A 25,205-nucleotide genomic window follows, 5' to 3' on the forward strand; every position below is an offset into this window, starting at 1 on the left:
GCGACGAAAACCCGCATAACTCAAGGCCTCAAGGTGCATGTGGGGCTGGATCTAGCGCAACTGGCCCCGATGTACGTGAACATTACGCCGGCTAATGTCAACGACCTGAGCGATGCCCTGAAAATGCCGATTCAGGCGGGTATGACGTATGTCTTTGACAAGGGCTACTGCGATTACAACTGGTGGTACCAGTTGCAGGCCAAAGGGGCTCTTTTTGTCACCCGTTTGAAGAAAAACGCCAATATCACGCTTTTGCACGAGTACTCGAGCGCAACCGAGCATAGCTCGGTCATGACTGATGAAGTCGTCCAGTTTGGCAAAAAACGTTTGGCCGGGAAGCGCCTGAATGACTACTTGGAAACACCGGTAAGACGCGTTGTGGTTAAGCGTGAGGGGCATGCCACCCCGTTAATCCTGGTGACCAACGACTTCACGAGAACAGCCGAGGAAATCGCAGCCCTGTACAAAGATCGCTGGAAGATCGAGCTATTTTTCAAGTGGATCAAGCAACACCTGAAGCTCAAACGCTTCTATGCCTTCTCTGAAAACGCAGTGCGCCTGCAAATTTACAGCGCCTTGATCAGCTACCTGTTACTGCAACTTTTCCACCGTCGCTCAGGATTCACCGGCTCATTGTTCGAGTTCTCGGTGCGTATCGCTTATGTCCTGCATGAGCGGGCCGTTCCCTCAGAAGTGACGGATCGACGAAGGCAAAAGCGAGAAAAGCTGAAGGCTGCCCAAGGCAGCCTTCAGCTATGAAACATGTTTACCGGACACTAGTGACGCTCTGCGTGGGAATGCCTCAACGGACGCTCTGCGTTCGGCTTCGGATGGGACGCGGAGCGTCCCGGGCTGCATTCCCACGCAGAGCGTGGGAACGATCAGCAACCCAGAGCGATCCGCAGCACTACGGTTTATCGGGTTTGGCCAGCACCGTATATACGCACGGCAACACAAACAGGGTAAACAACGTCCCGATCGACATCCCCGTGGCGATAACCGTACCGATATCGAACCGGCTTACCGCCCCCGCCCCCGTAGCGATGATCAATGGCACCATGCCGAACACCATTGCCGCCGTTGTCATCAACACCGGACGCAGACGAATGGCCGCGGCTTCCTCCACCGCCTCGCGGGGCGTCAGGCCCTTGTCCTTGCGCAGCTGGTTGGCGAATTCGACGATCAGGATCCCGTGCTTGCTGATCAGGCCGATCAACGTCACCAACCCGACCTGGGTATAGATGTTCATGCTCGACCAGCCGAGGAACAGCGGCAGCAAGGCGCCGCAGATCGACAGCGGTACGGTCACCAGGATCACCAGCGGGTCGCGGAAGCTTTCGAACTGGGCAGCCAGTACCAGGAAAATGATCGCCAGTGCCAGGCCGAAGGTCACCCATAGCGCACTGCCTTCCTGAACGTACTGCCGCGATGCACCGGCATAGTCGAAGGCAAAGCCCGCCGGGGCTTCTTCCCGGGCGATCTGCCGCACGGCGTCGATGGCTTCACCCATGCTGACCAGCGGCACCCCGGAAAGAATCGCCGAGTTGAGTTGCTGGAACTGATTCAGTTGCCGAGGGCGCGCCCGGTCGGTCACGGTGATCAGGGTCGAGAGGGCAAGCAGTTCGCCCTGGGTGTTCTTGACGTAGTAGTTGTTCAGCCAGTCCGGGTTGTCCCGGAAGGGTCGTTCGACCTGGGCAATGACTTTGTAACTGCGGCCATCGACGGTGAAACGGTTGATTTCCGCCTCCCCCAGCAAGGTCGCGAGTGTCCCGCCCAGGTCCTGCATCGACACGCCCATCTGGGCAGCCTTGGCGCGGTCGATATCCACCACCACTTCCGGTTTGTCGAAGGCCAGGTCGACGTCGACGAAGGCGAATTTGCCCGACTCCATCGCGCGCTTTTTCACCCGATCAACCACTTGCAGCAGCAACTCGTAGTCGTTGGCGGTATTGATGACGAACTGGAACGGCAGACCCTCGCCCGTGCCCGGCAGGGAAGGCAGGTTGAAGCCGAACACCTGCAACCCTGAAATGCTCTCCAGCTTGGCCTGAACCTCGGGCAGGATCTCCATCTGCGTGCGGCTGCGGTCGTTCCAGGGCTTGAGCAGGAAACCGCCGATGCCCGATTGCACCCCGTTGAAGCCGTTGATCTGGAACGACGAGTAGTACTCGGGAAACGCCTTGAAGATCTCGATGAACTCGTCGGTGTAGGTGTTCAAGTAGTCGAGGTTGGTCGGCTGAGGGGCGTTGGCCAGCATGAAAATGATGCCCTGGTCCTCATCCGGCGCCAGTTCCGACTTGGTGAACTTGAGCAATACGGGAATCAGGCACAGCACGATCACCGCGAACACCAGCACCACCGGCCGGGTGTTGAGGGTGCCGTGCAACATGCTCTGGTAACGGCGCTTGAGGCCTTCGAAAATCAGGTCAAGGCGATGGGCCAGGCCCGTGGGGTTTTCATCGTGACGCAGCAGCAGGGCGCACATCATCGGCGACAGGGTCAGGGCGACGATGCCGGAGATCACCACCGCACCGGCCAGGGTCAGGGCGAACTCCTTGAACAACGCCCCGGTAAGGCCCGTGAGGAAGCCGATCGGCGCATACACCGCCGCCAGGGTGATGGTCATCGAGACCACCGGCATGGCGATCTCCCGGGCGCCCTCGAGGGCGGCGTCCAGCGGTGTCTTGCCTTCCTCGATGTGGCGGTGGATGTTTTCCACCACCACGATGGCGTCGTCCACCACCAGGCCGATGGCCAGCACCATCGCCAGCAGGGTCAGCAGGTTCAGGGAGTAACCCATCATCTGCATGAAGAACATCACGCCGATCATGGACAGCGGTATGGTGACTACCGGGATCACCACCGAGCGCAACGCACCGAGGAACAGGAACACCACCACGATTACGATCAGCACCGCTTCGAACAGGGTCTTCACCACCTCATCGATCGATGCCTGGATGAACAGCGTCGCGTCGTAGGCGATTTCCCCCTTGAGGTTGGGCGGCAACTGGGCCTCCAGCTCCGGCATGATCTTGCGCACTTCCTTGATCACGTCCAGCGGGTTGGCCGCGGGCGTGGCCTTGATGCCGATGTACACCGAGGGCGTACCGCCGAACGAGCTGATGGAGTCGTAGTTTTCCGCCCCCATCTCGACCCGCGCGACATCGCGCAGCAGCACGCGACTGTCACCCTCAACCTTGAGCGGGATCGCGGCGAAGGCTTTGGCTGATTTGAGTTCAGTGTTGGCGTTGATGCTGGTGACCACGTACTCGCCTTTCAATTCGCCAGCGGCGGAAAGGAAGTTGTACTGGCGCACCGCGTTGGTCACGTCGCTGGCGCTCAGGCCGAAACCGGCCAGCTTCGCGGGGTCCAGCCACAGGCGCATGGCGAATACCTGGTTGCCGAGAATCTCGGCTTCGGCCATGCCCGGCAGGGTCGCCAGTTTCGGCTGGATGACCCGCGACAGGTAGTCGGTAATCTGCGGGTTGCTCAGTTCCTTGCTGAAGAAACTGATGTACATCAGTGCCGAGGCGTCGGCGGCTTCCTTGCTCAGCACCGGGTCTTCGGCATCCTGGGGCAGCTGGTTCTTGACCTCGTTGGCCTTGGCCAGCAGTTCGGTGAACAAGCGGTCGCTGTTGGAGCCGATACGCGCGTAGATCGAGATCACCGAGAAATTCTGGCGACTGACCGAGGTCATGTAGTCGATGCCCTCGGCGCTGGCCAAGCTCTGTTGTAACGGTTGGGTGATGTAGCCTTGGATGGTTTCGGCGTTGGCCCCGGGGTACGCGGTGGTGACCGTGATCAGGGCATTTTCCATTTGCGGGTATTGGCGCAACGGCAACTTGTTCCAGGCCTGGAAGCCCAGCAGCACAATCAACAGGCTGACCACGGTGGCGAGCACCGGGCGACGGATGAACGGGTCGGTAAAAGCCATTGGGGGTTCCTTGATCAGTCCGCGCGTGGCTGACTGTTCTTCTCGGCCAGGGTCTTGTCGTCGCTGATGGCGATGTGCGCACCGTTGTCCAGTTTGATCTGGCCGGCCGTGACCACTTTTTCGCCGTTCTGCACACCTTTGCTGATCACCACCTGACCGTCGCGGCGTTCACCGGTTTCAATGAACCGCCGTTCGGCGATCAGGATCGGTTGGCCCTTGTCGTCTTTTTCGAGGCTGCCGTCGTCGGCCTTTTTTTCTGCGACGACATAAAGGGAGTTGCCATAGAGCGTGTAGGTGATCGCGCTTTCTGGCACGACGATGCTCGGCCGTGGGTCGGGCAACATCACCTGCAGGCTGGCGAACATGCCTGGCAGCAGCTTGCCATCGGGGTTGGCCAGGGTCGCGCGGACCTGCATGTTGCGCGTACTGTTTTCCAGCTTCGGGTTGATCGCGCTGATGGTGCCGGGAAAGGTTTGGGACGGATAGGCCGCGACGATGATTTCAACCGGTTGGCCGAGGGCGATCTTCGGCACCGACTGCTCGGGCACGAAAAAGTCGACGTAGAGGCTGCTGAGGTCTTGCAGGGTGGCAATCATGGTGCCACTGGCCAGGTAGTCGCCCACGTCCACCTGACGAATGCCGATGGTCCCGCTGAAGGGGGCGGCGATGCTTTTTTTGCCGAGCGCTGCCTTGAGTTGATTGACCGTGGCCTTGCTCTTCTTCAGTACCGCCGACAGTCGATCGAACTCGCCTTTGGAAATGGCCTGGCTGCCCACCAGCTGGCTACCGCGACCGTAATCGAGTTGGGCCAGCCCGAGGTCGGCCAGGGCGGTTTCGAGCAAGGCGCTTTCCACGGCGCTGTCCAGGCGCAGCAGGGGTTGCCCGGCTTTGACCTTCTGCCCGGACTCGAACTGCAAATCGACGACCGTGCCGTCGGTCTCAAGGCTCAGGTCGACGCCTTGCAGCGCCTTGAGGGTGCCGACCGTAGGCAGGCGCGCTTGCCATGGCCGTTCGGTGGCGGTGGCCACGGCGACGCTGATCGGCGGTTTGGGCGCAGAGAAGCCTTGGATCATCGTGTAGATGGAGAAGGCTTTATACCCGGCCAGCACCAGCACGATCAGCAGAACAACACCCAACATGATCAGCATGCGGCGACGCAGCATATTCCAGTTCCTTGGAGAAAATCAGGTGAGACAGTTGGGAACCTTACCCCGACTCCGTGGGTGATTCCAATGGATGTTTTTGGCCTTCCCCCCTATCTGTAGGAGCCGGCTTGCCGGCGAAGGGGCCGCTGGATTTGCAGCGATCTTTGGGGCGCCTTCGCCGGCAAGCCAGCGCCTACAAGATCGCCATCACGCCATCAGATGAAGATGGTTGTCCCAGAGCCCCGCTGGCAGTTCCAGCGGTTTTGCAAGCAGATCTGTCTGGCGGCAATCGTAGTACCGGCAACGCCCCTGGCCCGAGGTCACGACGAAACCGTCGGCCACCGCACCCACCCCGGCGCAGTCGGGCAGTGGCGCGTCCAGGCGCACTTCGCCACTGTCCAGGTCCCAGATGAAAAAGCGGTTGCCCCGAGGCGCGGTCAGCGCGACCAGGCGCAAGTCGCTGTGCACCGCCACGCTGGCGGTGTAATGCCCCATGGCCTGCAACTGATGCTCAGGCACCGGGAATGCCACGAACGGCTGGCCGGGACGCTTGATCGCCAGCAGCTCCGAGTGCTCGTGAGCCGCCCCCATGAATTGCTGGCCGGCGACGATGGTGCCATCGCTGGCAATGCCCAGGTGTCGCACGCTGTTCATCTGCTGGCCGAGGGTTTCCTTGCTCAGCAGAGTGCCGTCGCGCTGCATCAGGACCAGGCTCGGCTCCATGGCATTGAGGTTCATCTCGACCCGGCTTTCGGCTTCGGTGCGGATGCCGCCGTTGGCCACCACCAGGGTTTCGCCGTCGGGCATCCACGACACTTGATGCGGGCCGATGCCGTGGGTGGAAATCTCGCCGCTATGGACCAGGCGTTCGCCTTCAAACCTGTACACACCGAGCAGGCCGCGACCCGGATCGGTGGTGTCGTTTTCGGTGGCGTACAGCCAGTCACCGCTGTGGTGGATCACCGCGTGACCGTAGAAGTGCCGGTTGGGCCGCGAGGTCACCGTTTGCAGCAACGTGCCGTCACGCAGGTCGATCAGGTAGCTCTCGGTGCCCGGACGCCGGGCAACGAACAGCGCGATCGGCAATGCCGGGTGGTTGATGATGTCATGGCAGCGCTGGCCGACCTGAGTGGCAAACACCCGGGTGCCGTCCAGCCGGTAACCGACGGCGTAGTGCTTGCCGTCGGTATCGTCCCGCGCCGAAAGCAGCAGCGGGCTTTTATCCTTGTGCCTGAACAGCGTCCAGCCGCCCAGTGACACCGCACCCAGCAGCAAACTCCCTAACTTCAGAGCCTGGCGTCGCAGCATGGAACTCGCCCTCATCAGTCACCGTCGTTGGCATTGAAGCCCAGTTGGATGCCCAGCGCCTTGGCCAGCTCGCCTTCGTGCAGGCGGTGGACGACGTTGAGGCTGTCGTAGAGATCATTGAGTTGCTGGCGACCGGCGTCGTCGTTGAGCATTTCGGTCAACGAGCGCTGGTTGCTGGCGAACAGTTTCAACGAGGCGGCATAGGCGGCGTCGATCTTGTCGGCCAAGGGCTTCTGCTCGGTCGGCAACAGGCCGCGCAGGCCTTTGTTGTCGACACCTTCCCACACGGTTTTGGCGGCGGCCAGGCTGGCCTCCAGGGCGGTCAGGGACGACTGGCTGCGCCAGGCATCGGCCTGGAACGGTTGCGGCACGCCTTTGCTCTGGCGGCCCATCGGTGTGCCGAGCTTCTTCTTCAAGGTATCGAGGGCGGTGACTTGCACGCGCAACAGATCGGCGATCGCTTCGTGGGAGTCGGCGTAACGCTGGTTCGGGAACTTGCTCATCTGCGCGAGCATGCCGTCGGTGTTGTTCCAGCTCTTGAGAATATCTTCAGCCAGCTGTTTCTGACGCTCACTGATGGCGATCAGCAGCGGACAGTACTTGGCCTTCTGCTCGGCGTTGGCCACATCAGGCTTGCTGTCGAACAGGATGTATTCGTAGGCGGACAGGCCTTGAACCACCACGCTGGACTTGGCCAGGGCGGCGGCGTCGATCTGCGGTTGAGCGCTGACCAGTTGCTCGACCTGGCGGCCGACCAGGTTCTTCTTGTCCGGCCAGAATTGCACCTGCCAGGCACGGTTGCCCTCGGCCAGTGGACCAATCAGCAGCGGTTGCAGCTCGGCCCAGGCTTTTTGCGCGTGCAGGAAGTCGGCGCGGGCGGTTTCGAGGTTTGCCTTGCCTTCGCAGTAGGCGAGGGCGCTGACGGCCAACTGGCGGTCTGCTTCAACCCAGCGGGTGTAGGTCGGCAGAATCACTGACTTGGCGATCGCGGCCGAGGTGACAGCTTGTGGGTCCTGCGGCGAACAGGCGCCCAGGGCTAGCGCGGCAAGGCTGGTGAACAACAATTTGGGACGGAACATGTCGGGCTCCCGCGGGAAGAGTGCGTATTAAAGGGAATTCAAGAACGCCAGCAACGCAGCGCGCTGCTCGGCATTGAAAGACAAGACCTGTTGCTGCGCCGCTTTGGCCTCGCCGCCATGCCAGAGCACGGCTTCGAGCAGATTGCGGGCGCGGCCGTCATGCAGGAGCTGGGTGTGGCCACTGACCGCCTGCGTCAAGCCGATGCCCCACAACGGTGGGGTACGCCAGTCGCGGCCACCGGCCTGGAATTCAGTGCGGTTGTCGGCCAGGCCGTCGCCCATGTCATGCAGCAGCAGATCGCTGTACGGGCGAATCACTTGATTGGCCAATTCAGGTTCGGCGGCGTTGGCGGCGGTGGTGTACTTGGGTGTGTGGCAGGATTGGCAGCCGGCCTGGTAGAACAGGTTCTTGCCGGCCAGCACTTGCGGCGTGCCGACATCGCGGCGTGCCGGTACGGCGAGGTTGCGGGTGTAGAACAGCACCAGGCGCAGGATATTGTCGCTGACTTCCGGCTCGCCATCGGGGCCGTTGCCACTCGGTGCCTGCTTGCAGGCCGTTTGCGCCTCGGTGCAGTCGTCAAAGGGCTTCAGGCGGGTGGTGAGGCCCATATCACCGGAAAACGCGTGAACATTCTGTTGATTGAGGTTCGGCTGCCCGGCTTTCCAGCCAAAGCGCCCGAGCACGGTTTTCTGCTGCACGTCATCCCAGACCTGGTTCGGGCGTCCGGCAATGCCGTTTTTCGCTTTAGCCTGCGCGTGCGCATTCGCCAGGATAGCCTCTTCGGGAATGGCCTCCAGCAAACCCAGGCCAATCATCGGCGGCGCCACACGTGCCGAGAATCGCGTGTCGGGGTGCATAGGGCCGTAGTTCAGCTGGGTGATGTTCAGGCTCGGTTTGCGCAGCTCGATTTCGGTACCGTCCTTGAAACGAACCATCACCGGCGTGTATTCGACCCGCACCTTGCCTTCCGGCGTGACGCCAGGCACGGCCATGTCCTGGAACTGCCCGCCATAGACGGGTTCCGGTACGACCCCCTGTTGCTCGATGACCTTGGCGTAGGCCGGGGTGTCGGGAATCGACAGGCGTACCAGCATCGACACGGCATTTTGCGCATCGGGCGCCGGCGGGTGACCGCGGCCGTCCTTGATATGGCAGCCCTGGCAGGCGTTGGTGTTGAACAGCGGGCCGAGGCCGTCGCGGGCGGTGGTGGTCGACGGAGCGATCACCCAGGGGTTGCGAAAGAAACTGTTGCCGACGCTGAAGTCCACGCGCCGCGACGGCGGCAGGTTGGCGGAGGGCAGCGAAAAGGCGTTCTGGTCGGTCTTGCGCACGGTCGTGCCGCCGCCGGAGCGGGCTTCACCGGGTTCGGCCTGGGTAAACTTCGGGGCGTCATCGCAGGCACTCAGGCCCAGGGCCAGCAACAGTGCGGACAAGCGAAGAGGCAGCGAGGGCATCAGACATCCTGCAAGACGAGCAAAACAAGGGCGCAAAGTCTAACAGGGGATGGGAATTTGAATAAGAGGAATTATCGTTTGCTTGGACGGATGATCATTCCCACGCTGATCGTTCCCACGCTCCGCGTGGGAATGCCTCAACGGACGCTCCGCGTTCGGTTTTTGATTTGGGACGCGGAGCGTCCCGGGCTGCATTCCCACGCAGAGCGTGGGAACGATCGGCAGCCGAAGAGCCAGCGTTGATCAGAACTCGTGATCAGCGTTGTCCGGGTTCAGGTCGCTGATACCCAGTTTGCCAGCGGCGGCTTCGATCGAACCGGTCTGCTTGACCAGGGATGCGATGGCGTCACGGACGATCTGGTTGCCGGCGGTGTTGCCGGCAGCGATCAGCTGGTCGTAGTGTTCACCCTTGTTGGCGTGGTCGACGATGACCTGCATCTTGGCTTCGGTCGCAGCCAGATCAGCTTTCAATGCGGTGTCTGCCGCTGGATCGACCTTGGCCACCAGGGACGACAGGCTGGCGCCGGTCATTTTGGTACCGTCGACGCGGGTATATTCGCCCAGGTACACGTTACGCACGCCTTTGGCATCGTAGAACTGCGAGTTGTGGGTGTTGTCGCTGAAGCAGTCGTGTTCGTCTTCCGGGGAGTTGGCTTCCAGGGAAACCTTCATGCGCTCGCCCGCCAGTTCGCCCAGGGACAGGCTGCCCATGCCGAACAGCATTTTGCGCAGGCCGCTTTCAGCCGGTTCCGCTTCCAGGGTGGCGCGGTAGTTGTCGGCCACGTTCGGCTTCCAGTTACCGACCATTTCTTCCAGGTCGCTGACCAGCAATTGAGTCACGGATTTGAGGTAAGCGCGGCGACGATCGTTGTGACCGCCGGTGGCGCCTTTGCCTTCCAGGTAGTCGGACGCTGGACGGTTGCCGGCGCCAGGGCCAGTGCCGTTCAGGTCCTGGCCCCAGAGCAGGAATTCGATGGCGTGGTAGCCGGTGGCGACGTTGGCCTCGGAACCGCCCAGCTCGTTCAGGCTGGCGAGTTTTTCCGGGGTGATGTCTTTCACGTCGACCTTGTCTTCGCCGACCTGGATTTGCGTATTGGCGATGATGTTGGCCGTGGCGCCAGGGTTACCCAGTGCGTGCTCGTAGGATTTGTCGACGTAGTCGATCAGGCCTTCGTCCAGTGGCCAGGCGTTCACCTGACCTTCCCAGTCGTCGATGATGGTGTTGCCAAAGCGGAACACTTCGCTCTGCAGGTAAGGAACACGAGCAGCGATCCAGGCGGCCTTGGCGGCTTTCAAGGTGTCGGCGTTCGGCTTGGCGAGGAAGGCGTCGACGGCGGTTTGCAGGGTTTTCGCGGTAGATTCGGCGTCGCTGTAAACAGCGAAAACCATGTCGGCATAATGCGCGACAACGGCTTTGGCAGCCGCTTCATCGACCTTGCTGGCAGCGGCAGGCGCAGCGGCTGGTGCGACCGGGGCTGCGGCAGTGCTGGCCGCTGGCGCAGGAGCGACCGCTTTTTCTTTGTCTTTGCCTTCACCGCAACCGGCGAGGGAAATTGCGATGGCCAACAGACTGGCGGTAGCCAGAGGCATACGAATCATGGCGAACATCCTGCTTCGAGAGGGGGTGGAATAACGCGTCCGGCGCGCAAAAGTGACACATAATGCAAATCTTTCGCATTATGTGTAAAGGGTTGTGCTTGGAAATATTTCTTATTTGTAGGAGCGATTTTTACAAGATAGCGGCGTTACTGCGCTGGGCTTGCCTCAGGTAAGCCACCAGCTCCCGGGCCGGCAGGGGTTTGCTGTAGAAGTAGCCCTGACCCTCGTGGCAGCCTTCGGAGATGATGTAGGCCTCCTGCTCCAGGGTTTCCACGCCTTCGGCAATCACCTGCATGCCCAGGCTCTTGCCCAATTGAATGATGGCGCGAACGATGGTTGCGTCGTCATCGTCATCGAGCAGGTCCTGGACGAAACTCTTGTCGATCTTGATCTTGTCCAGCGGCAGGCTCTTGAGATAACTCAGTGACGAATACCCCGTACCGAAGTCGTCGATCGCAATCAGCGCACCGGAGCGGCGCAGGCTGAGCAAATGCTGGGCGGCGGTGCTGATGTCTTCCATAAGGCCGGTTTCGGTGACTTCCAGCTCCAGGCTGCGCGGAGGCAGGCGATACATCTGCATCAGGTTGTTGATCACCCGTGGCAGCTCGGCGTGGTGCAGCTGCACGGTGGAAAGATTCACGGCCATGCGCATGTCGCTGAAGCCCTGGTCGTGCCAGTCGCGCAACTGCTTGCAGGCCTGGTCCAGTACCCATTCACCGATGGCGATGATGGTGCCGTTCTGCTCGGCCAGCGGGATGAACAGGTCTGGTGGTACCAGCCCGTGGTCGGGATGCTGCCAGCGGATCAACGCTTCGACGCCGACCACCCGGTGATCGCGATAGCTGATCTGCGGTTGGTAGACCAGGTATAACTGGTCGCGGGCCAGTGCATCGCGCAGGTCTTTTTCCAACTCGCGGCGGCGGCGCATTTCGGTGTCGACGCTGGCGATATAGAACTGATAGCGGTTGCGCGAGCGTGTCTTGGCCAGAGTCATGGTCTGCTCGGCTTTTTGCAGCAACTTCTCGGTACTGTCGCCATCCTCGGGGAACAGGGTAATGCCGATGGTGGCGCGCAGGCGGATCTGTTGATGATCCAGGGCAAACGCCGCTTCCAGGTCATCGAGAATGCTCTGGGCCAGTTCGGCGGCTTCGTAGGGTTGCTCGATATCGGCCTGCACCAGGGCGAACTGGTCGCCACCCAGGCGGGCGAGGGCGCCAAGGCGTCCGCTGTGCGCGCGCAGGCGATCGGCCAGGGCCAGCAGCAACTGGTCGCCGGTCTGGTAGCTGAACTGTTCGTTGATGCCCTTGAAGTCATCGAGCCCGACACATAACACCGCGACCCGGCGTTGCAGCTTGCCGGCGTCAACGAGGATCCTGTCCAGCTGTGTTTGCAATTGCTGGCGGTTCGGCAGGCCGGTAAGGAAATCGTACTGGGCCATGCGCAACAGGCTGTTTTCCGCTTCGTGGCGCAGGTGGGTGTTGCGCTCGATGGATTCGAGCAACTGGTTGGCAGTGTTGATCCACAGCCCCAGTTCGTTCTTCTCGTGGCCCTTGAGCAATGGAATCTTGTGCTCGCTGGGGCGGTCGGGGTTGATTTCGGTCAGGTGCTCGATGATTCGCGACAGGGGTTTGGTCAACAGCCAGTGATAGACCAGGTACAGCACCAGGCCCATTGCCATGGCACGCAGTACCCCGGAAATGAAGATGATCACCGAACTGACGATGAAGCCCTTGCCGTAGGTGGCGGTGTCGAGGGTGATGCTCAAGTCGCCGTAATACTCGCTGTAAGGGCCGCGTCCCACCAACTGGGTGGTGAAGGTGCGCTCCTTGCCGAGGATCAGGTCGGTCAGCCAGCGACTGCTGGAGTGCTGCAACTCACGGGATTTTTGCGCCAGCATGGCCTCGTTGGGATGGCCTATGGAAGCCTGACGCACGGCATCATCCTGAAACAGGCCTTCGATCACCTGCATGCCCATTTCCCGGTCCAGGCTGTAGACGGCCTGGGTCGAGGGGTCGCGGAACATGTCGAGGATGCGTTCGGCATCGCCGGCGACGGCCTGGCGTGTTTTATAGGCATCGAAAACGATCTGCGCGCAGCTCAAGACCACGCCGACGATCAATGCCGACAGGAGCACGACCCGGAGCAACTTCACCGACAAGCTGTTCTTGAGTTCCAGCTTCAAAGGGTAATTCCTTGTTCCGTGCGGGTAGCATCAAGTTGCCATGAGTATTGGCAATCCCGTGATGGCAGTCAAAGGGACAATCCATCCTGCGGGATATTGCCTGCAGCTTGGCCGATTTGCTGTTGTCTGGGGCAATTGCCCAATCAGTACTGTGTCGGTAGTCGAGTCCTTCAACTTGAGGGGAATGGGACAAAATTTCCTTTTGATTGATGTTAGACGGCTGTGGCGTTGAGGCAAGGTGCCGGGCGCTGCTTTTGGACTGGTCGCTCGCCCACAAAAAAGGCGACCCCCTGCGGGAGTCGCCTTGGCTTTAACTACGGTTGTCGCTTATTCCGACAGTTTGTAGGCAATCACATAGTCACCCTGTTTAGTGCCCAGCGAACCGTGACCGCCAGCCACGACCAGCACGTATTGCTTGCCGTCCTTGCCGGTGTAGGTCATCGGCGTGGTTTGCGCGCCTGCTGGCAGGCGGCCTTCCCACAGTTGCTTGCCGTTTTTCACGTCGTAGGCACGCAGGTACTGGTCCAGGGTGCCGCTGAGGAAACCGACGCCACCGGCGGTGGTGAAGGTGCCGCCCAGGCTCGGGACGCCCATGCTCAGGGGGATCGGAACCGGCGAGCTGTCGCGCACGGTACCGTTCTTGTGCATCCAGATTTTTTCTTGGGTGGTCAGGTCGATCGCGGCCACGTAACCCCACGCTGGCGCCTGGCACGGCAGGCCCATTGGCGACAGCAAGGCTTCGAGCACCACGCCGTACGGCGCGCCCTTGTTTGGCTGCACGCCTTCGGTTTCGCTTTTACGCGGGCCTTGGGCGGCGATTTCGGCGGCCGGGATCATTTTCGATTTGAACGCCATGTAGCTTGGGTTCACGAACGCGATCTGACGCACCGGGTCAACCGAGATACCGCCCCAGTCGAACACACCGAAATTGCCCGGGTACACGATCGAACCCTGCAGCGATGGCGGGGTGAACGGGCCGTCGTAGCGCATGGATTTGAAGTCGATCCGGCAGATCAGTTGGTCGAACGGCGTCACGCCCCACATGTCGCGCTCTTGCAGCGGCGGCGGCATCAGGTTCAGGTCGGATTTCGGTTGCGTCGGCGAGGTGTGGTCGCCTTCCACCGCGCCTTGCGGCACCGGCACTTCGTTGATCGGCACGATGGCCTGGCCGGTGCTGCGGTCCAGCACGTAGATGCTGCCTTGCTTGGTCGAAGCCAGGACGGCCTGTTTCACGCCGTCAGCGGTTTTCAGGTCCATCAGGGTCGGCTGGCCGCCAACGTCCATGTCCCACAGGTCATGGTGGGTGAACTGGAAGTGCCAGCGCACTTTACCGGTGGCGATGTCCAGGGCGGTCAGGCCGGCCGCGTGCAATTCCGACTCGGGGGTACGCGCGCCGCCGAACTGGTCCGGAGTCTGGTTGCCCATCGGCAGGTACAACATGCCGAGTTTTTCATCGACCGCGAACATGGACCACATGTTCGGCGAGTTGCGGGTGTAGGTCTTGCCCTCGGCAATCGGCGTCGTATCGTCCGGGTTGCCGCTGTCCCAGTTCCACACCAGTTTGCCGGTGTGCACGTCGAACGCGCGGATCACGCCGCTTGGCTCGTCGGTGGAAACGTTGTCGGTAACATGGCCGCCAATCACCACCAGGTCCTTGGTGACAGCGGGTGGCGAGGTGGAGTAGTAACCGCCGGCCGTGAAGCCGCCGATGTTGGCGCGCAGGTCGACCTGGCCCTTGTCGCCGAAGTCTTCGCACATCTTGCCGGTGTCGGCGTTCAGCGCGATCAGGCGGGTGTCGGCGGTCGGCAGGAAGATCTTGCGCGGGCAAGCGCTGGCCGGGGCCGGGCTGGCCGAACCGGTCGGGCTTTGTTCGGAGGCATATACCGCGTCATCGTGATAGGTCACGCCACGGCAGGTCATGTGCGCCCAACCCTTGAAGTTCGCCGCATTCTGCGTCGAGAGCTTCGGATCGAAACGCCAGATTTCCTTGCCGGTGTCCGGGTCCAGGGCGATCACCTGGCTGTGCGGCGTGCACACGTAGAGCATGCCGTTGACTTTCAGCGGGGTGTTTTCGGCGGTGGTTTCGCCCGGGTCGTTCGGCCCTGGCAGGTCACCGGTGCGGTAGGTCCAGGCCGGTACCAGCTTGTTGACGTTTTGCGGGGTGATCTGCGCCAGCGGCGAGTAACGGTCACCGTGGGCGCTGCGGCCGTAGGAGTTCCAGTCACCGTCGGGCATGGCCGGGGCGGTGTTGGTCATGCCCGGCACGCTGTCGCGGTCCAGTTGACCCTTGATTTCACCCGGGTTGGTGAACTGGCTGGCCAGGGCCGTTGCGCCCGCGATCACCACGGCCACGCTCAGGGCGCCGGTGCCCATGGGGGCGGCGCCATCACGCAGCAGTGGACGACGCAGCCACGGCAGCAACATGACCAGGCCCAGCGCGAACAGCATCGCCAGGCGCGGCACCAGCTGCCACCAGTCGAGGCCGACTTCCCACAGTGCCCAGACGGTGCTGGCGAACAGCACCAGTGCGTACAGGCCCAGCGCGGCACGGCGCGCGGCGATCAGGAGGAGGCCGGTCAGCGCCAGGCCGATACCGGCCAGCAGGTAGTACAGCGAGCCGCCGAGCATGCTCAGCTTGATCCCGCCGGCCAGCATGGCCAGGCCCATTAGCAGAAGCAGAATGCCGAGCAGGGTCGGCAATAGACGGCTTCGACTCAAAGCACCGTCAGTGCTCATAGTGTGGTTCTCCGTGACGTTTCAAAGGGGCCCGCGCAGGTTCACTGTAGATGACGATCCTGTGTGGGCGTGGTTCATGCAAAAATCGATGTTTGACGCAATCCCTTGTAGGAGCTGGCTTGCCAGCGAAAGCGGTGTGTCTGCTGGCATAGATGTCGACTGATACACCGCCTTCGCTGGCAAGCCAGCTCCTACGGGGGGGTGTGGTGTTGGTTAGAAGGACGACTGGATCTTGATCCCGCCAATCAGCGCGTCATCGACCTCGTTCACGCCACCGGGGTGACGGATGTATTGCAAGTTCGGGCGCACCGTCAGCCAGTTCGTGACGTGCACGCCGTAATAGAGTTCGGCGCTGTATTCGGTGTCTTGCGGTGGCAGGAAGGCCGGGTTGTCGTAGTCAAAGACCGCCTTGGCCTGATTGCTCGCCTGGGCATTCTTGCGATACGCCGGGTTGACGTGCACGCGGGCCATGGCAAAGCCGATGTCGTCCCGGGCGCGGGCATCGAACAGGCCTTTGTAGACGATGCCGGCCTGGACATAGTTGTCGATGGCGTTGGTTTTCTTGTCGTGCATCGTGCCGTTGGCGAACAGGCTCAGGCCACGGGAATGGTCGCTGGCGATGCTGGTGACTTGCTGCTGCAGGCCGAGCCACACACCGTGCTTGCTCGATGCGCTGCGGTAAGCCTCGCCACTCAGGGCGGCAGGCTGGCCGTTGCTGTCCTTGTAGACATCGGTGGCGTCGGCGTTGCTGTAGTAGTAGCCGGCCCGGTATTCACCCGGTAGACCGTTGAGCTTTGGTGTCCACACCAGTTCCACCGGCAGGATGGCCCCTTGGGTGCCGCTGCCGCTGAGCTTGAAGCCGTTGTCGCGGTCGAGGTTCGATGGGTTTTGCTCATAGGCGCCGACCTGTGCATACAGCTCGGTCGTCAGGTGATACTTGACCCGCAGCGCCCACTGGCTGACGGGCCAGTTGTACCAGATGTCGCCCACCCAGTTACCGACCTGGGAGCCGCAGAACGCCAGGTTCTGGAAGTCGCAGGGAAAGCTGTTGAAGTCTTCGCCTTCGCCGAAGCGGCCGACCTTGATGTCGAGTGTCTGGTCAAAGAATTTCTGCTGGTACCACATCTGCGTCAGGCGCGTGGTCTGGCCACGACCCCAGACTTCCTGCGCCGAGGTGAATCCACCGACCCGCGGGTCATTGATCCGGTCGTTGCTGATGTTGTTGCCGCTGCGTTTGGTGATGGTCAGCTGGAACTCGGCGTCGTCCCAGCCGAGGATTTTCTGAAGGTCCAGGTGAGTGCCAAGCGCGAACTGATCGCTGTAGCGAGCGGTGCGATCGTGGTCGTAGCCGCCGTGCAGGTTGCTGCCCATTTCGCCGGTGTAGTCGATCTTGAAGTCGTAGCCCTTTGCCGAGAGTTCGCTGCGGGTACCGTTCCAGTCACCCAGCATCCAGGGTGAGTCGCTATCGAAGGCGGGCGCCGCCTGGGTAGCCGCGGCGAGGCTCAAAACGCTAAGCCCGGCGAACAGACTCAAAGCTTTTTGGCGAGTGAAAGACGTAAGGACAGCGCTGTCTTTCGAGAATTGTAAATCAGGCATAGGGAAGAAATTCTTGATCTTTTTCTGGGGAAATAAACTGAAAGCAGCAGGGTGAGGCGGGCAGCGGAAGCGTTTCAGCCAGGACGGGCGTAAGGATAATGTTCTGTTACAAATAGAGAAAGGGCTTTTACTGACAAGCTGCCTTTCAAAATCGGTAACAGTAGGTGCAGATCACCTACATTAAACACACAGGACACAGATCACTTCCCCCGGACGAAGCCCTCGGCTAAGGTGCGCGGCTTCCAATTCACACTACGCTCGAAGGCCCGGCATGACCGAACAGAACAACAACCCGCTGCACGGCGTGACACTGGAGCAGATCCTCAACGCCCTGGTTGAACACTATGAATGGTCGGGGTTGGCCGAGCGCATCGATATCCGTTGCTTCAAGAGCGATCCGAGCATCAAGTCGAGCCTGACGTTCCTGCGCAAAACGCCGTGGGCGCGAGAGAAAGTCGAGCGCCTGTACGTAAAACTGATGCGCACCAAGCGTCCGGTCTGAGCATGGGGCAGCCGACTGCCGCACGGCGGCGCTTTGTGGCAGTTGCCGCGTTTCTCGGCTGGGCGGGATTGAGTATTCAGCTGTACCTGATCCTCTATTCACGCTGGAGCATCGACGCCAGCCTGATGGGCGGGTTACTGAGTTTTTTCAGCTTTTTCACGGTGCTGAGCAACACCCTGGTGGCAACCGTCCTGACCTGCGAATGGACCACCCGGGAATCATCGTTGCGGCGCTGGTTTCTACAGCCATGGGTGAGCAGCGCGGTGGTGGTGAGCATCGCCGTGGTCGGCCTTGGCTACAGCGTATTGCTGCGCCATTTGTGGCACCCCGAAGGCTGGCAGTGGCTGGCCGATGAGCTATTGCATGACGTCATGCCACTGCTGTTCCTGGGCTATTGGTGGTGGTGCGTCCCCAAAGGCACGTTGCGCCTGTGGCACATCGGCCTCTGGGTGACCTACCCGCTGGTGTACTTCGCCTACTCGTTGCTGCGCGGGCATGTACTGGCGGTCTATCCGTATCCGTTCATCGATGTGGACAAACTGGGTTATCCACAGGTGTTCGCCAACGCCGGCGGGCTGCTGGCGGGTTTTGTCCTGATTGCGCTGATAGTGATCGGATTGGACCGGCGGGCTCACTCTTCCTCGCTGTCATCCAGGCGCCAGTAGCCGACCGCCTTGACGAACTGCTCATTCAGCCCATGCTGGTCCAGCAGCACCCGGCGAATCTGCCGTGACACTTTGGTCTCGGTCGCCACCCACGCATAGAGGCTGCCACCGGGCACCGTCAGTTGTTTCACGGTGCTTAACAAATGGTCCTTGCCGCCCTCGCGCAACACCCAGATCACATCGACCTGCGCCGCACTCTCCAGCTTTTGCTGCTCGGCACCGTTTTCCACCTCAATGACCACCAGCGCCCGCCGATTGGCCGCCAGGCCTTCGAGGCGTCGGGCGATGGCGGGCAGGGCGGTCTCGTCGCCGATCAGCAGGTAGCTGTCGAAGATATCCGGCACGATCATCGAGCCCCGAGGCCCGCCGATGTGCAGGAACTGCCCGGGTTGGGCCTGTTCGGCCCAGGTCGAGGCAGGGCCGTCGCCGTGCAGCACGAAATCGATATCCAGCTCCAGGGTTTGCAGGTCGTAGCGGCGCGGGGTGTAGTCGCGCATGGCCGGCATCGGGCCGTTGTCTTTACCGGCGCCGAGCACCAGGGTTTGCAGCGCCGCTTGTTCTGCCGCGTTTTGCGCGAACAGCAGTTTGACGTGGTCGTCGGTGCCGAGGCTGACGAAGCCGGCGAGCTCAGGGCCGCCCAGGGTAATGCGGCGCATGCGTGGCGTAAGGTCGACCACCCGTAGCACCTCCAGGCGACGGCGTTTAATTTCATGCATGACGCGGTGAATGGTTTGGGACGGCACGGTTACTTCAGTCATACGGCGGGCTCCTGGGCAGATTGAACGGCGGGGCCGTCGACAATGGCTTTGGCGGTGTTGTTGAGTAGTGTGGCGACGCGCTGGATTTCTTCGGCACTCCAGCGACCGTGGTGCAGTTGCAAGGCATGGCGCAGGTTATGCACAGCCTCGTGGATTTGCGGCGGGCGATCATGGCCGCGCAACGAGCGCTTGCTGACATCGATGCGTGTGCGCACACCTTCCAGGGCAATCGCTTGCTCGCTTAAAGACAGACGTCCGGCGTCGGTCACGCTGTAGCGTTTTTTTCCGCCCTCGGCATCGCCCTGGATCATTTCACTCTCTTCCAGAAAGGTCAGGGTCGGATAGATCACCCCGGGGCTGGGGCTGTAGGCGCCGTCGAACATGCCTTCGATCTGGCGGATCAGGTCGTAGCCGTGGCAAGGCTGCTCGGCAATCAACGCCAGCAGCAGCAATTTCAGGTCGCCGGGGGCGAACACCCGTGGGCCGCGGCCGCCGCGTTCCCGGCCGGGACGTTTTTCGAAGCCGTCACGGCCGTCGCCGTGCTCGCGGTGGGGGGAATGATGGTCTCTCATCTGCGTCTTCTCTCGTCGTGTTTAGATACAACGTAAGATATATCTTAAAAGAAAGCAAACGCGATGGATCGGCGGTCAAGGGGGTGGTTTGTAGGAAAGCCCGGGCGCGTTGCGGAAATTCGCCAAAGGTAATTTAGAGCTATTAATCTAATTGAGCGTTTGGTATTTATATATAAGTGCCGACATGCCCGGAAATAAAGGGTTTTATTCCTGTATGTTTTTTTGGTTAAAACTGTATGTAGTATGGTTCTGACGGTCAAACAGTTTAAATCTAATGTTATGAGGTTTTTTCTTTCTGCCTGTAGTTCGCTTTTACTACGTGCTGTGTGGACTTTACGTACTTACTTTCTTAGGAAATTGGTTGATTATTCACTCCGTCGAAAGTTGAGCCAGATCGCCACTATTTGAGGCGATAAAAATAAAATGCCGACTTTCACATACCAATTACTCGAAAAAAACAGGTACTCCACAATGTTCAAGAAGTTTGCAATCGCCGTTCCGATGACCCTCCTGGCCCTGAGCTCTTCGGTGGCGTTCGCTGCGGAAGAATCGCGCTCCTCCATCAACATCAGCGCCACCATTCCTACCCAGGTCTTCCATGCCCAACCGGTCAACCCTGACTTTGGTAAAGATGAAAAAATGGCTTACCGCCTGACAGATGGCACCCTGGATCCGCTGCGTGCGACTTACGATATTCGCCACACCAACGGTTCGGTGGGCGCTTATGTGGAAGGCGGCCCGCAACCGCTGTTCAACGGTAGCAGCAACATCGCCCTGACCTATAGCTTCAACGGCGTCACCTTGACCGGCGCTTCTCAGGAAGTGGTTGGCGATACCGAGTCCAACGGCGGCATGCGCGCGGATCTGGTGATTGCCGCAGCCAAACCCACTGCCGCACAAACGGGCCTGTTCACGGCCACTCCAGTGGTGATCTTCGATGCTATTCCGCGCATCAACTAAGACAGCATAACTCAAGGCTCGGCCTTATTCGTTAACACTTGCCGGTCGATGGGCAGTTACTGCCTGTCGATCGGGTTTTAACGCACTTATCCTCAGAGTATTTCGTTCATGTTCCCGATGACTTCCATCGCGACGGCGCTTGCCCTTTTTTTCTGTGCAACGGCCTTGGCCGCACCAGCGGATAACACTAATACGCCTCGAAGTTTGCTGGCGCAAGCCAAGGGTTTGCCCAGTGAGTTCGAAGAGCATTTTTTTGATGTGCCATTGGCTGTGCGCGTGGAGCTTGACCAACAATTTCTCGGTGAGGCGATGGTGGTGTTAACACGCGACGATCGCATCACCCTCGTTGACTTCGCGGATGTCAGCGACAGTACGATCAAGGCGGGTGAGCGCGACACCTGGTCGAACTATTTGAAGCAAGGTGTAGCGCTGGGTGGCTGCCAGGCCAACTGCCCGGAGCAACTGATGGCGGTGCACTACAGCCTGGAAAATTCCCTGGTGTCGATCCTCACGGAAAACGCCGAGCGCGATGACCAGGCGCCACTTTATTACAGTCAGCCCGAAGGCGGCAGCACCGGGTTGATCGTGCGTAACCAGCTCAACCTCAATGGTGGGCAGAACCAGGACCTGGGTGGGCGCTATGGCCTTGAAGCCAGCAGCAGCCTGGGCAACTGGACCCAGGCGGTCAACATCCAACTGTCACGACTGGGTGGCCTGGATGATCAGACTTATCACTCGGTGAACGAGCTCTACACGCAACGCGAACTGGAGGGCAGTTTTCTGCGTTTGGGTTTGTTCACTCCCTCGTCCGAAGGGCTGACCCGACAACCCCGTACGTTCGGCACCAGCCCCGACACCACGCTGGGCGTGATGTATGGCAGTTCCGACAGCCTGGCCATCAATAACCCGAAGCCGGCGGTCTATCCGATTTATGTCACTGCCAACCGCCAGGGTTCGGTGGAAATCTACCGCGACGGTCTGTTGATCAATACCCAGGCGATGCCCGCCGGCTTGCAAACCCTCGATACCCGCCCGCTACCGGGTGGCATCTACGAAGTGGAAGTACGCCTGATCGAAGACGGTCAGATCACCTCCAGCACCCAGGAGCTGGTCTACAAACCGAGTAACTGGCGCAATCACGAAGAACGCTGGCGCTACAACCTGTTTGCCGGTCGTGAGTCCAAAGTGCTCAGCAACTGGGATGAGCAGGACGATGGCGACATGACCGCTGGCGCGGCCTTCAACTTCCTGCTGCACCCACGGGTCATTCTGGGGTTGAGCGGGCGACAGGTGCGCGACGCGTTGCAGTACGGCACGTCGGTGGATTGGGCGATCGTCAACAATGCCAGTGTCTATGCCAACGTCTACCAGACCGAAGACCACGGCACCGGCCTGGATGTGCAGGGGCTGTATTCCTATGGCAGCGGCAGCATCGTCGCCAGCCACAACCGCAGCTGGCTCGACACCACTCGGCTCTACGACACCCTGCCCGACGGCACACGGGTGCGCCAACGCAATGTGTTTGTCGGTCAGACCAGTAACTCGTCGCTGTCGGTGAATCACCGAATCACCAGCAAAAGCTCGGTCAATGCCCGGGTCTCCCACAGCGAAGGCAACACCGAAGGCACCGGCGTGGATCTGGGCTGGACCCAGCGCACCCGATTGTTTGGCAGTGACGCCAACTGGCGGCTGTCATTGTTCGACCGACCCGGCAGCTTCAGTTCGGGTGACGACCGCAACCGTGGCATCGACCTGAGCATCAACATCGCCTTGGGCGGCCCGGGTGAGCAGATCTCCGGCAGCATTGGCACGCGCACGGCCCGAGAGGGCGGCCGGGATAACAATGCCTCGGTCACCTACCGCAAAGACCTGCAGGATCACCTGTTGCAAAACGTCTCGGCCACGGCCATCACCGACACCTACGGCGTCGGCATGAACGCGATGGCGACGATGCAAACGGACGTCCTCAACGCTGACGGTTTCATCCAGCGCTCGTCCTACAACAATGACTTCACCGGCGGCCTGAACATGGACAGCACCGTGGCGGTGGGTGGCCAGAAGATGGTCATGACCAGCCAGTACAGCCGCAACGGCGCCGGCATGATCATCGATGTCGAATCCGACATCGACGGCATCGCCCTGCGCGCCGACGACTTGAGCGGCGCCAGCGCGGTCCTCAGGCCGGGGCGCAATTTCGTGCCGATCACCGCGTACAAGAGCAGCTCGGTCAGCTTCGACTTCGAAGGCAATCACGTGCCCGCCGCCACCATCCAGCCGGCGCGTTCCAGTTATCACTTGAACAAGGGCGGCGTCGAGTATCGCCAGGTTCGCGTGATGAAAACCCTCACCGTGCTCGGTCGTCTGGTCGACCCCCAGGGCAACCCGCTCAAGGGCCACCACATCATCAACCACGCCAGTCGCGGGGTCAGTGAAGTGGACGGCTTCTTCTCCATGGAAATGAACGCCGGGTCGCCGACGCTGGAAGTTCGCCACGGCAGCCAGTTGCTGTGCCAGTTCCGCCTGGATCCGAGCCAGGGCCGCACGGAAAACAATGTGCTGATGATCGGCGACTTGCGGTGCACGCCGGATACGTTGGCGAATGTGGCCGATGCCGTGCAGAGGGCCGGTTGATCCCACTTATCTGGAGTTTTTCACATGCTCAATGTATTGACTGGCTTTCCCTGGCACACGGCAAGGGTGGTGCTCATCGGCGCCTGCCTGGCGGTATCGAGTCAGCAGATCGAGGCGAGGGTGTTGCCGATCACGGCCACCTTCAATCCGGACCCGAGTAACCCGCAGAAAAATGAATTCAGGAATACGACGCCCAATATGGGGTTTTGCACGGACCAACCCGCCATATGCAAAGCTCACAACATTTTTAGTCTGCGCTCACACGTTGGGAATATTCCGGCCGGTGGTCCCGTCCTGCCCAACCATTCAGATGTGCGACAGGGCGCGATGATAAAGACGCCCGCCAACTGGCGTTCATTGACAGTCGTTAATCGTGAAACTGGCGAACCCGCCATAGTGCAGATCCGTGTTGCCGGGTTGGGTGGTGTGTACCGCCTCAGTCAGAATGTAAGAGAGCTTACCGGTGAATCGAGTCTTACCTGGGCACACACGGTGTTGTGGGGAAGCGATTGGCGAATTGCGCCCAGCCCATGCGTGGGGATCGGCTCTACCTCCTATCACGGTTTTACCGGTTTCATGTTTTTCTGGCTGACTCCTCAGGAGACCGTGTGTGCCAAGCAGGCCAAGTTCCTGATTCCCGGTTTTACGTTCCACTATCTGGACTTTACCTACGAGCTGCGCACCCCGGATCCGCTGAAGATGGCTACGGGGGTATACGAAGGAACTCAGATTTACACGATTGGCCCGAGCGGCGACTTCGATCTGGGCGACATCGTCATACCCTCGGACAACATCATCCAGCTCGACTTCACCCTGAGCGTCGAGCACACCCTCAAGGTCGAGGTCCCCCCAGGCGGCAATCGCGTCGAACTGGTCCCGCAGGGCGGCTGGCAAGCCTGGCTGACGCAGGGGCGCAAACCGACACGGCTGTTCCGTGATCAGACCTTCAATCTCTCTTCGTCGAGCCGCTTCAAGATGAACCTGGACTGCCAGTACAGCCTGGATGGCAACCGCTGCTCAGTGCGCGACCCGGTTTCCGGGCATGTCGTGCCGCTGGATGTCAGCGTGAGCCTGCCCCATGGCCTGGTGGACGGTGCCGAGCAACCGGTCAACCGACGGCCATTGCGACGTGACGGCAGTGGCACCGAACTGTTCCAGCCGCGTTTTTATGTGGAGCGCAAGCCTGGAACCCTGCACTTCGAGATTGCCCCGGACGAAACAGGCGAGATGCTCAAACCGGGCATTAGCCGGTCCTACTCGGGCAGCGTCACGGTGATCTGGGATTCGCAAGTCTAGCGGCTCGCCCTTTGCTCTTTTTCCCATTAACGAGGTTCGCAACGATGAAACCCCTGTTGGCGCTGTTTGGTTTTTTCCTGTTCACGCAACTGGCCCACGCCGGCCCCAATATCAATATCGGCACCGTCTACGACTACATGGACGGCGATAAAAGTACCTACTTGAAACGGGTATTCAATGGCGGCGACAGCACCGCCTTCGTCAAGGTCAATATCCTCGAAATCCTCTACGACGCCGACGGCAAGGCCCGGGAAGTGCCGCTCCAAGTCAGTCCCGACGGCGCCGCCCGGGATGGCCTGATGGCCAGCCCGGCGCGCTTGATCGTGCCCGCCAACGGCATGCAGGGCACGCGCCTGCTGTACATGGGCGAACGCGAACGCGAGCGATATTTTCGCGTGCGCTTTGTGCCGGTGGTGCCCGAGAAGGAAGACGAGTTCGCGGTGTCCGTGGAGGAGCGTGAGGCGTACCGCGAGGCTCTGTCCGCCGGGGTCACGGTACTGGCCGGTTACGGCGCGGTGTTCTTCGTGCGGCCCAAAGATACGCGGTACGCCAGCGTGATCGAGAACGGCGCAAAGGACTACCGCATCCGCAACAACGGCAACACCGTGGTGGTGATCGATGAGTTCAAGGATTGTTCGGTCAGCAACGAGCAGGACTGTATGCCGACTACCAAGCATCACATTCTGGCGGGCCGCAGTTTTCAATTCGAGAAACAGGCCGGTCGCGAGTACCGCTTTACGCTGATTGAAGGCGAGAGCAGCAAGAAACTCGATGTGAAGGGCTGATG

The 25,205-nt window shown here is 60.6% G+C and carries 18 protein-coding genes; 7 read left to right on the plus strand and 11 right to left on the minus strand.

Features of this window, described 5'->3' with window-relative positions:
- Positions 1 to 759 (plus strand): IS4 family transposase (locus ACIO0C_RS13920; RefSeq protein WP_401312827.1); only part of this gene is annotated, 759 nt, incomplete at its 5' end.
- A 148-nt stretch (positions 760 to 907) separates the two neighbouring features.
- On the opposite strand, the gene ACIO0C_RS13925 is transcribed toward ACIO0C_RS13920, so the two are convergent.
- The 9 genes from ACIO0C_RS13925 to ACIO0C_RS13965 all read right to left on the minus strand — a co-directional run bounded on the left by ACIO0C_RS13925 (position 908) and on the right by ACIO0C_RS13965 (position 17,034).
- Positions 908 to 3,934, minus strand: coding sequence for a multidrug efflux RND transporter permease subunit (locus ACIO0C_RS13925; RefSeq protein WP_401312830.1), 3,027 nt, complete (start codon positions 3,932 to 3,934; stop codon positions 908 to 910).
- A 14-nt stretch (positions 3,935 to 3,948) separates the two neighbouring features.
- The gene (locus ACIO0C_RS13930) at positions 3,949 to 5,097 is read right to left on the minus strand and encodes an efflux RND transporter periplasmic adaptor subunit (RefSeq protein WP_401312833.1); all 1,149 of its coding nucleotides are present in this window, start codon (positions 5,095 to 5,097) and stop codon (positions 3,949 to 3,951) included.
- 189 nt (positions 5,098 to 5,286) lie between these two features.
- Positions 5,287 to 6,387, minus strand: coding sequence for a DUF1513 domain-containing protein (locus tag ACIO0C_RS13935; protein WP_401312836.1), 1,101 nt, complete (start codon positions 6,385 to 6,387; stop codon positions 5,287 to 5,289).
- 14 nt (positions 6,388 to 6,401) lie between these two features.
- Positions 6,402 to 7,466 carry an imelysin family protein gene (locus ACIO0C_RS13940; RefSeq protein ID WP_401312838.1) on the minus strand — a complete coding sequence of 355 codons (1,065 nt, stop codon included), beginning with the start codon at positions 7,464 to 7,466 and terminating at the stop codon, positions 6,402 to 6,404.
- A gap of 27 nt (positions 7,467 to 7,493) precedes the next feature.
- The gene (locus tag ACIO0C_RS13945; protein WP_401312840.1) at positions 7,494 to 8,921 is read right to left on the minus strand and encodes a di-heme oxidoredictase family protein; all 1,428 of its coding nucleotides are present in this window, start codon (positions 8,919 to 8,921) and stop codon (positions 7,494 to 7,496) included.
- A gap of 243 nt (positions 8,922 to 9,164) precedes the next feature.
- The gene (locus ACIO0C_RS13950; RefSeq protein ID WP_401312842.1) at positions 9,165 to 10,520 is read right to left on the minus strand and encodes an imelysin family protein; all 1,356 of its coding nucleotides are present in this window, start codon (positions 10,518 to 10,520) and stop codon (positions 9,165 to 9,167) included.
- Positions 10,521 to 10,650: 130 nt separating this feature from the next.
- Positions 10,651 to 12,702, minus strand: coding sequence for a putative bifunctional diguanylate cyclase/phosphodiesterase (locus ACIO0C_RS13955; protein WP_401312845.1), 2,052 nt, complete (start codon positions 12,700 to 12,702; stop codon positions 10,651 to 10,653).
- Between the two features lie 327 nt (positions 12,703 to 13,029).
- Positions 13,030 to 15,438 carry a glucose/quinate/shikimate family membrane-bound PQQ-dependent dehydrogenase gene (locus tag ACIO0C_RS13960; RefSeq protein WP_401312846.1) on the minus strand — a complete coding sequence of 803 codons (2,409 nt, stop codon included), beginning with the start codon at positions 15,436 to 15,438 and terminating at the stop codon, positions 13,030 to 13,032.
- 213 nt (positions 15,439 to 15,651) lie between these two features.
- Positions 15,652 to 17,034, minus strand: a complete 1,383-nt coding sequence (locus tag ACIO0C_RS13965; protein WP_401312849.1) for a carbohydrate porin — start codon at positions 17,032 to 17,034, stop codon at positions 15,652 to 15,654.
- A gap of 271 nt (positions 17,035 to 17,305) precedes the next feature.
- Here ACIO0C_RS13965 and ACIO0C_RS13970 point away from each other — a divergent pair, with 271 nt between their 5' ends.
- Both ACIO0C_RS13970 and ACIO0C_RS13975 read left to right on the plus strand, forming a co-directional pair.
- Positions 17,306 to 17,536, plus strand: coding sequence for a VF530 family DNA-binding protein (locus ACIO0C_RS13970; RefSeq protein ID WP_007944895.1), 231 nt, complete (start codon positions 17,306 to 17,308; stop codon positions 17,534 to 17,536).
- 2 nt (positions 17,537 to 17,538) lie between these two features.
- Positions 17,539 to 18,201 carry a Pr6Pr family membrane protein gene (locus ACIO0C_RS13975; protein ID WP_401312852.1) on the plus strand — a complete coding sequence of 221 codons (663 nt, stop codon included), beginning with the start codon at positions 17,539 to 17,541 and terminating at the stop codon, positions 18,199 to 18,201.
- On the opposite strand, the gene ACIO0C_RS13980 is transcribed toward ACIO0C_RS13975, so the two are convergent.
- Both ACIO0C_RS13980 and ACIO0C_RS13985 read right to left on the minus strand, forming a co-directional pair.
- A complete protein-coding gene (locus tag ACIO0C_RS13980; RefSeq protein WP_401312855.1) occupies positions 18,168 to 18,959 on the minus strand; it encodes a siderophore-interacting protein in 792 nt (263 codons plus the stop codon). The two genes, ACIO0C_RS13975 and ACIO0C_RS13980, sit on opposite strands and share 34 nt — an antisense overlap.
- Positions 18,956 to 19,531, minus strand: a complete 576-nt coding sequence (locus ACIO0C_RS13985) for a PadR family transcriptional regulator (protein ID WP_008057572.1) — start codon at positions 19,529 to 19,531, stop codon at positions 18,956 to 18,958. The genes ACIO0C_RS13980 and ACIO0C_RS13985 overlap by 4 nt, the downstream gene beginning before the upstream one ends.
- 471 nt (positions 19,532 to 20,002) lie before the next feature.
- On the opposite strand from ACIO0C_RS13985, the gene ACIO0C_RS13990 reads away from it, so the two are divergent.
- From ACIO0C_RS13990 to ACIO0C_RS14005, 4 genes are all read left to right on the plus strand, one after another.
- Positions 20,003 to 20,491, plus strand: coding sequence for a CS1 type fimbrial major subunit (locus ACIO0C_RS13990; RefSeq protein ID WP_401312858.1), 489 nt, complete (start codon positions 20,003 to 20,005; stop codon positions 20,489 to 20,491).
- 108 nt (positions 20,492 to 20,599) lie between these two features.
- Entirely contained in the window at positions 20,600 to 23,122 is a 2,523-nt protein-coding gene (locus tag ACIO0C_RS13995) for a TcfC E-set like domain-containing protein (protein WP_401312861.1), read from the plus strand.
- A 24-nt stretch (positions 23,123 to 23,146) separates the two neighbouring features.
- Positions 23,147 to 24,418 carry a hypothetical protein gene (locus ACIO0C_RS14000; RefSeq protein ID WP_401312864.1) on the plus strand — a complete coding sequence of 424 codons (1,272 nt, stop codon included), beginning with the start codon at positions 23,147 to 23,149 and terminating at the stop codon, positions 24,416 to 24,418.
- A 44-nt stretch (positions 24,419 to 24,462) separates the two neighbouring features.
- Positions 24,463 to 25,203, plus strand: coding sequence for a molecular chaperone (locus ACIO0C_RS14005; RefSeq protein ID WP_401312867.1), 741 nt, complete (start codon positions 24,463 to 24,465; stop codon positions 25,201 to 25,203).
- The last annotated feature ends 2 nt before the right edge of the window (positions 25,204 to 25,205 follow it).

It is taken from the genome of Pseudomonas sp. NPDC087336, from assembly GCF_044744285.1.
Taxonomy (GTDB): domain Bacteria; phylum Pseudomonadota; class Gammaproteobacteria; order Pseudomonadales; family Pseudomonadaceae; genus Aquipseudomonas.

What these genes read in the sequence shown, in the direction of transcription:
- ACIO0C_RS13940 (WP_401312838.1), bottom strand. Translation starts at nt 7,466, where the DNA reads ATGTTCCGTCCCAAATTGTTGTTCACCAGCCTTGCCGCGCTAGCCCTG.
- ACIO0C_RS14005 (WP_401312867.1), top strand. Translation starts at nt 24,463, where the DNA reads ATGAAACCCCTGTTGGCGCTGTTTGGTTTTTTCCTGTTCACGCAACTG.
- ACIO0C_RS13925 (WP_401312830.1), bottom strand. Translation starts at nt 3,934, where the DNA reads ATGGCTTTTACCGACCCGTTCATCCGTCGCCCGGTGCTCGCCACCGTG.
- ACIO0C_RS13975 (WP_401312852.1), top strand. Translation starts at nt 17,539, where the DNA reads ATGGGGCAGCCGACTGCCGCACGGCGGCGCTTTGTGGCAGTTGCCGCG.
- ACIO0C_RS13970 (WP_007944895.1), top strand. Translation starts at nt 17,306, where the DNA reads ATGACCGAACAGAACAACAACCCGCTGCACGGCGTGACACTGGAGCAG.
- ACIO0C_RS13980 (WP_401312855.1), bottom strand. Translation starts at nt 18,959, where the DNA reads ATGACTGAAGTAACCGTGCCGTCCCAAACCATTCACCGCGTCATGCAT.
- ACIO0C_RS13930 (WP_401312833.1), bottom strand. Translation starts at nt 5,097, where the DNA reads ATGCTGCGTCGCCGCATGCTGATCATGTTGGGTGTTGTTCTGCTGATC.
- ACIO0C_RS13990 (WP_401312858.1), top strand. Translation starts at nt 20,003, where the DNA reads ATGTTCAAGAAGTTTGCAATCGCCGTTCCGATGACCCTCCTGGCCCTG.
- ACIO0C_RS13935 (WP_401312836.1), bottom strand. Translation starts at nt 6,387, where the DNA reads ATGCTGCGACGCCAGGCTCTGAAGTTAGGGAGTTTGCTGCTGGGTGCG.
- ACIO0C_RS13950 (WP_401312842.1), bottom strand. Translation starts at nt 10,520, where the DNA reads ATGATTCGTATGCCTCTGGCTACCGCCAGTCTGTTGGCCATCGCAATT.
- ACIO0C_RS14000 (WP_401312864.1), top strand. Translation starts at nt 23,147, where the DNA reads ATGCTCAATGTATTGACTGGCTTTCCCTGGCACACGGCAAGGGTGGTG.
- ACIO0C_RS13985 (WP_008057572.1), bottom strand. Translation starts at nt 19,531, where the DNA reads ATGAGAGACCATCATTCCCCCCACCGCGAGCACGGCGACGGCCGTGAC.
- ACIO0C_RS13960 (WP_401312846.1), bottom strand. Translation starts at nt 15,438, where the DNA reads ATGAGCACTGACGGTGCTTTGAGTCGAAGCCGTCTATTGCCGACCCTG.
- ACIO0C_RS13945 (WP_401312840.1), bottom strand. Translation starts at nt 8,921, where the DNA reads ATGCCCTCGCTGCCTCTTCGCTTGTCCGCACTGTTGCTGGCCCTGGGC.
- ACIO0C_RS13965 (WP_401312849.1), bottom strand. Translation starts at nt 17,034, where the DNA reads ATGCCTGATTTACAATTCTCGAAAGACAGCGCTGTCCTTACGTCTTTC.
- ACIO0C_RS13995 (WP_401312861.1), top strand. Translation starts at nt 20,600, where the DNA reads ATGTTCCCGATGACTTCCATCGCGACGGCGCTTGCCCTTTTTTTCTGT.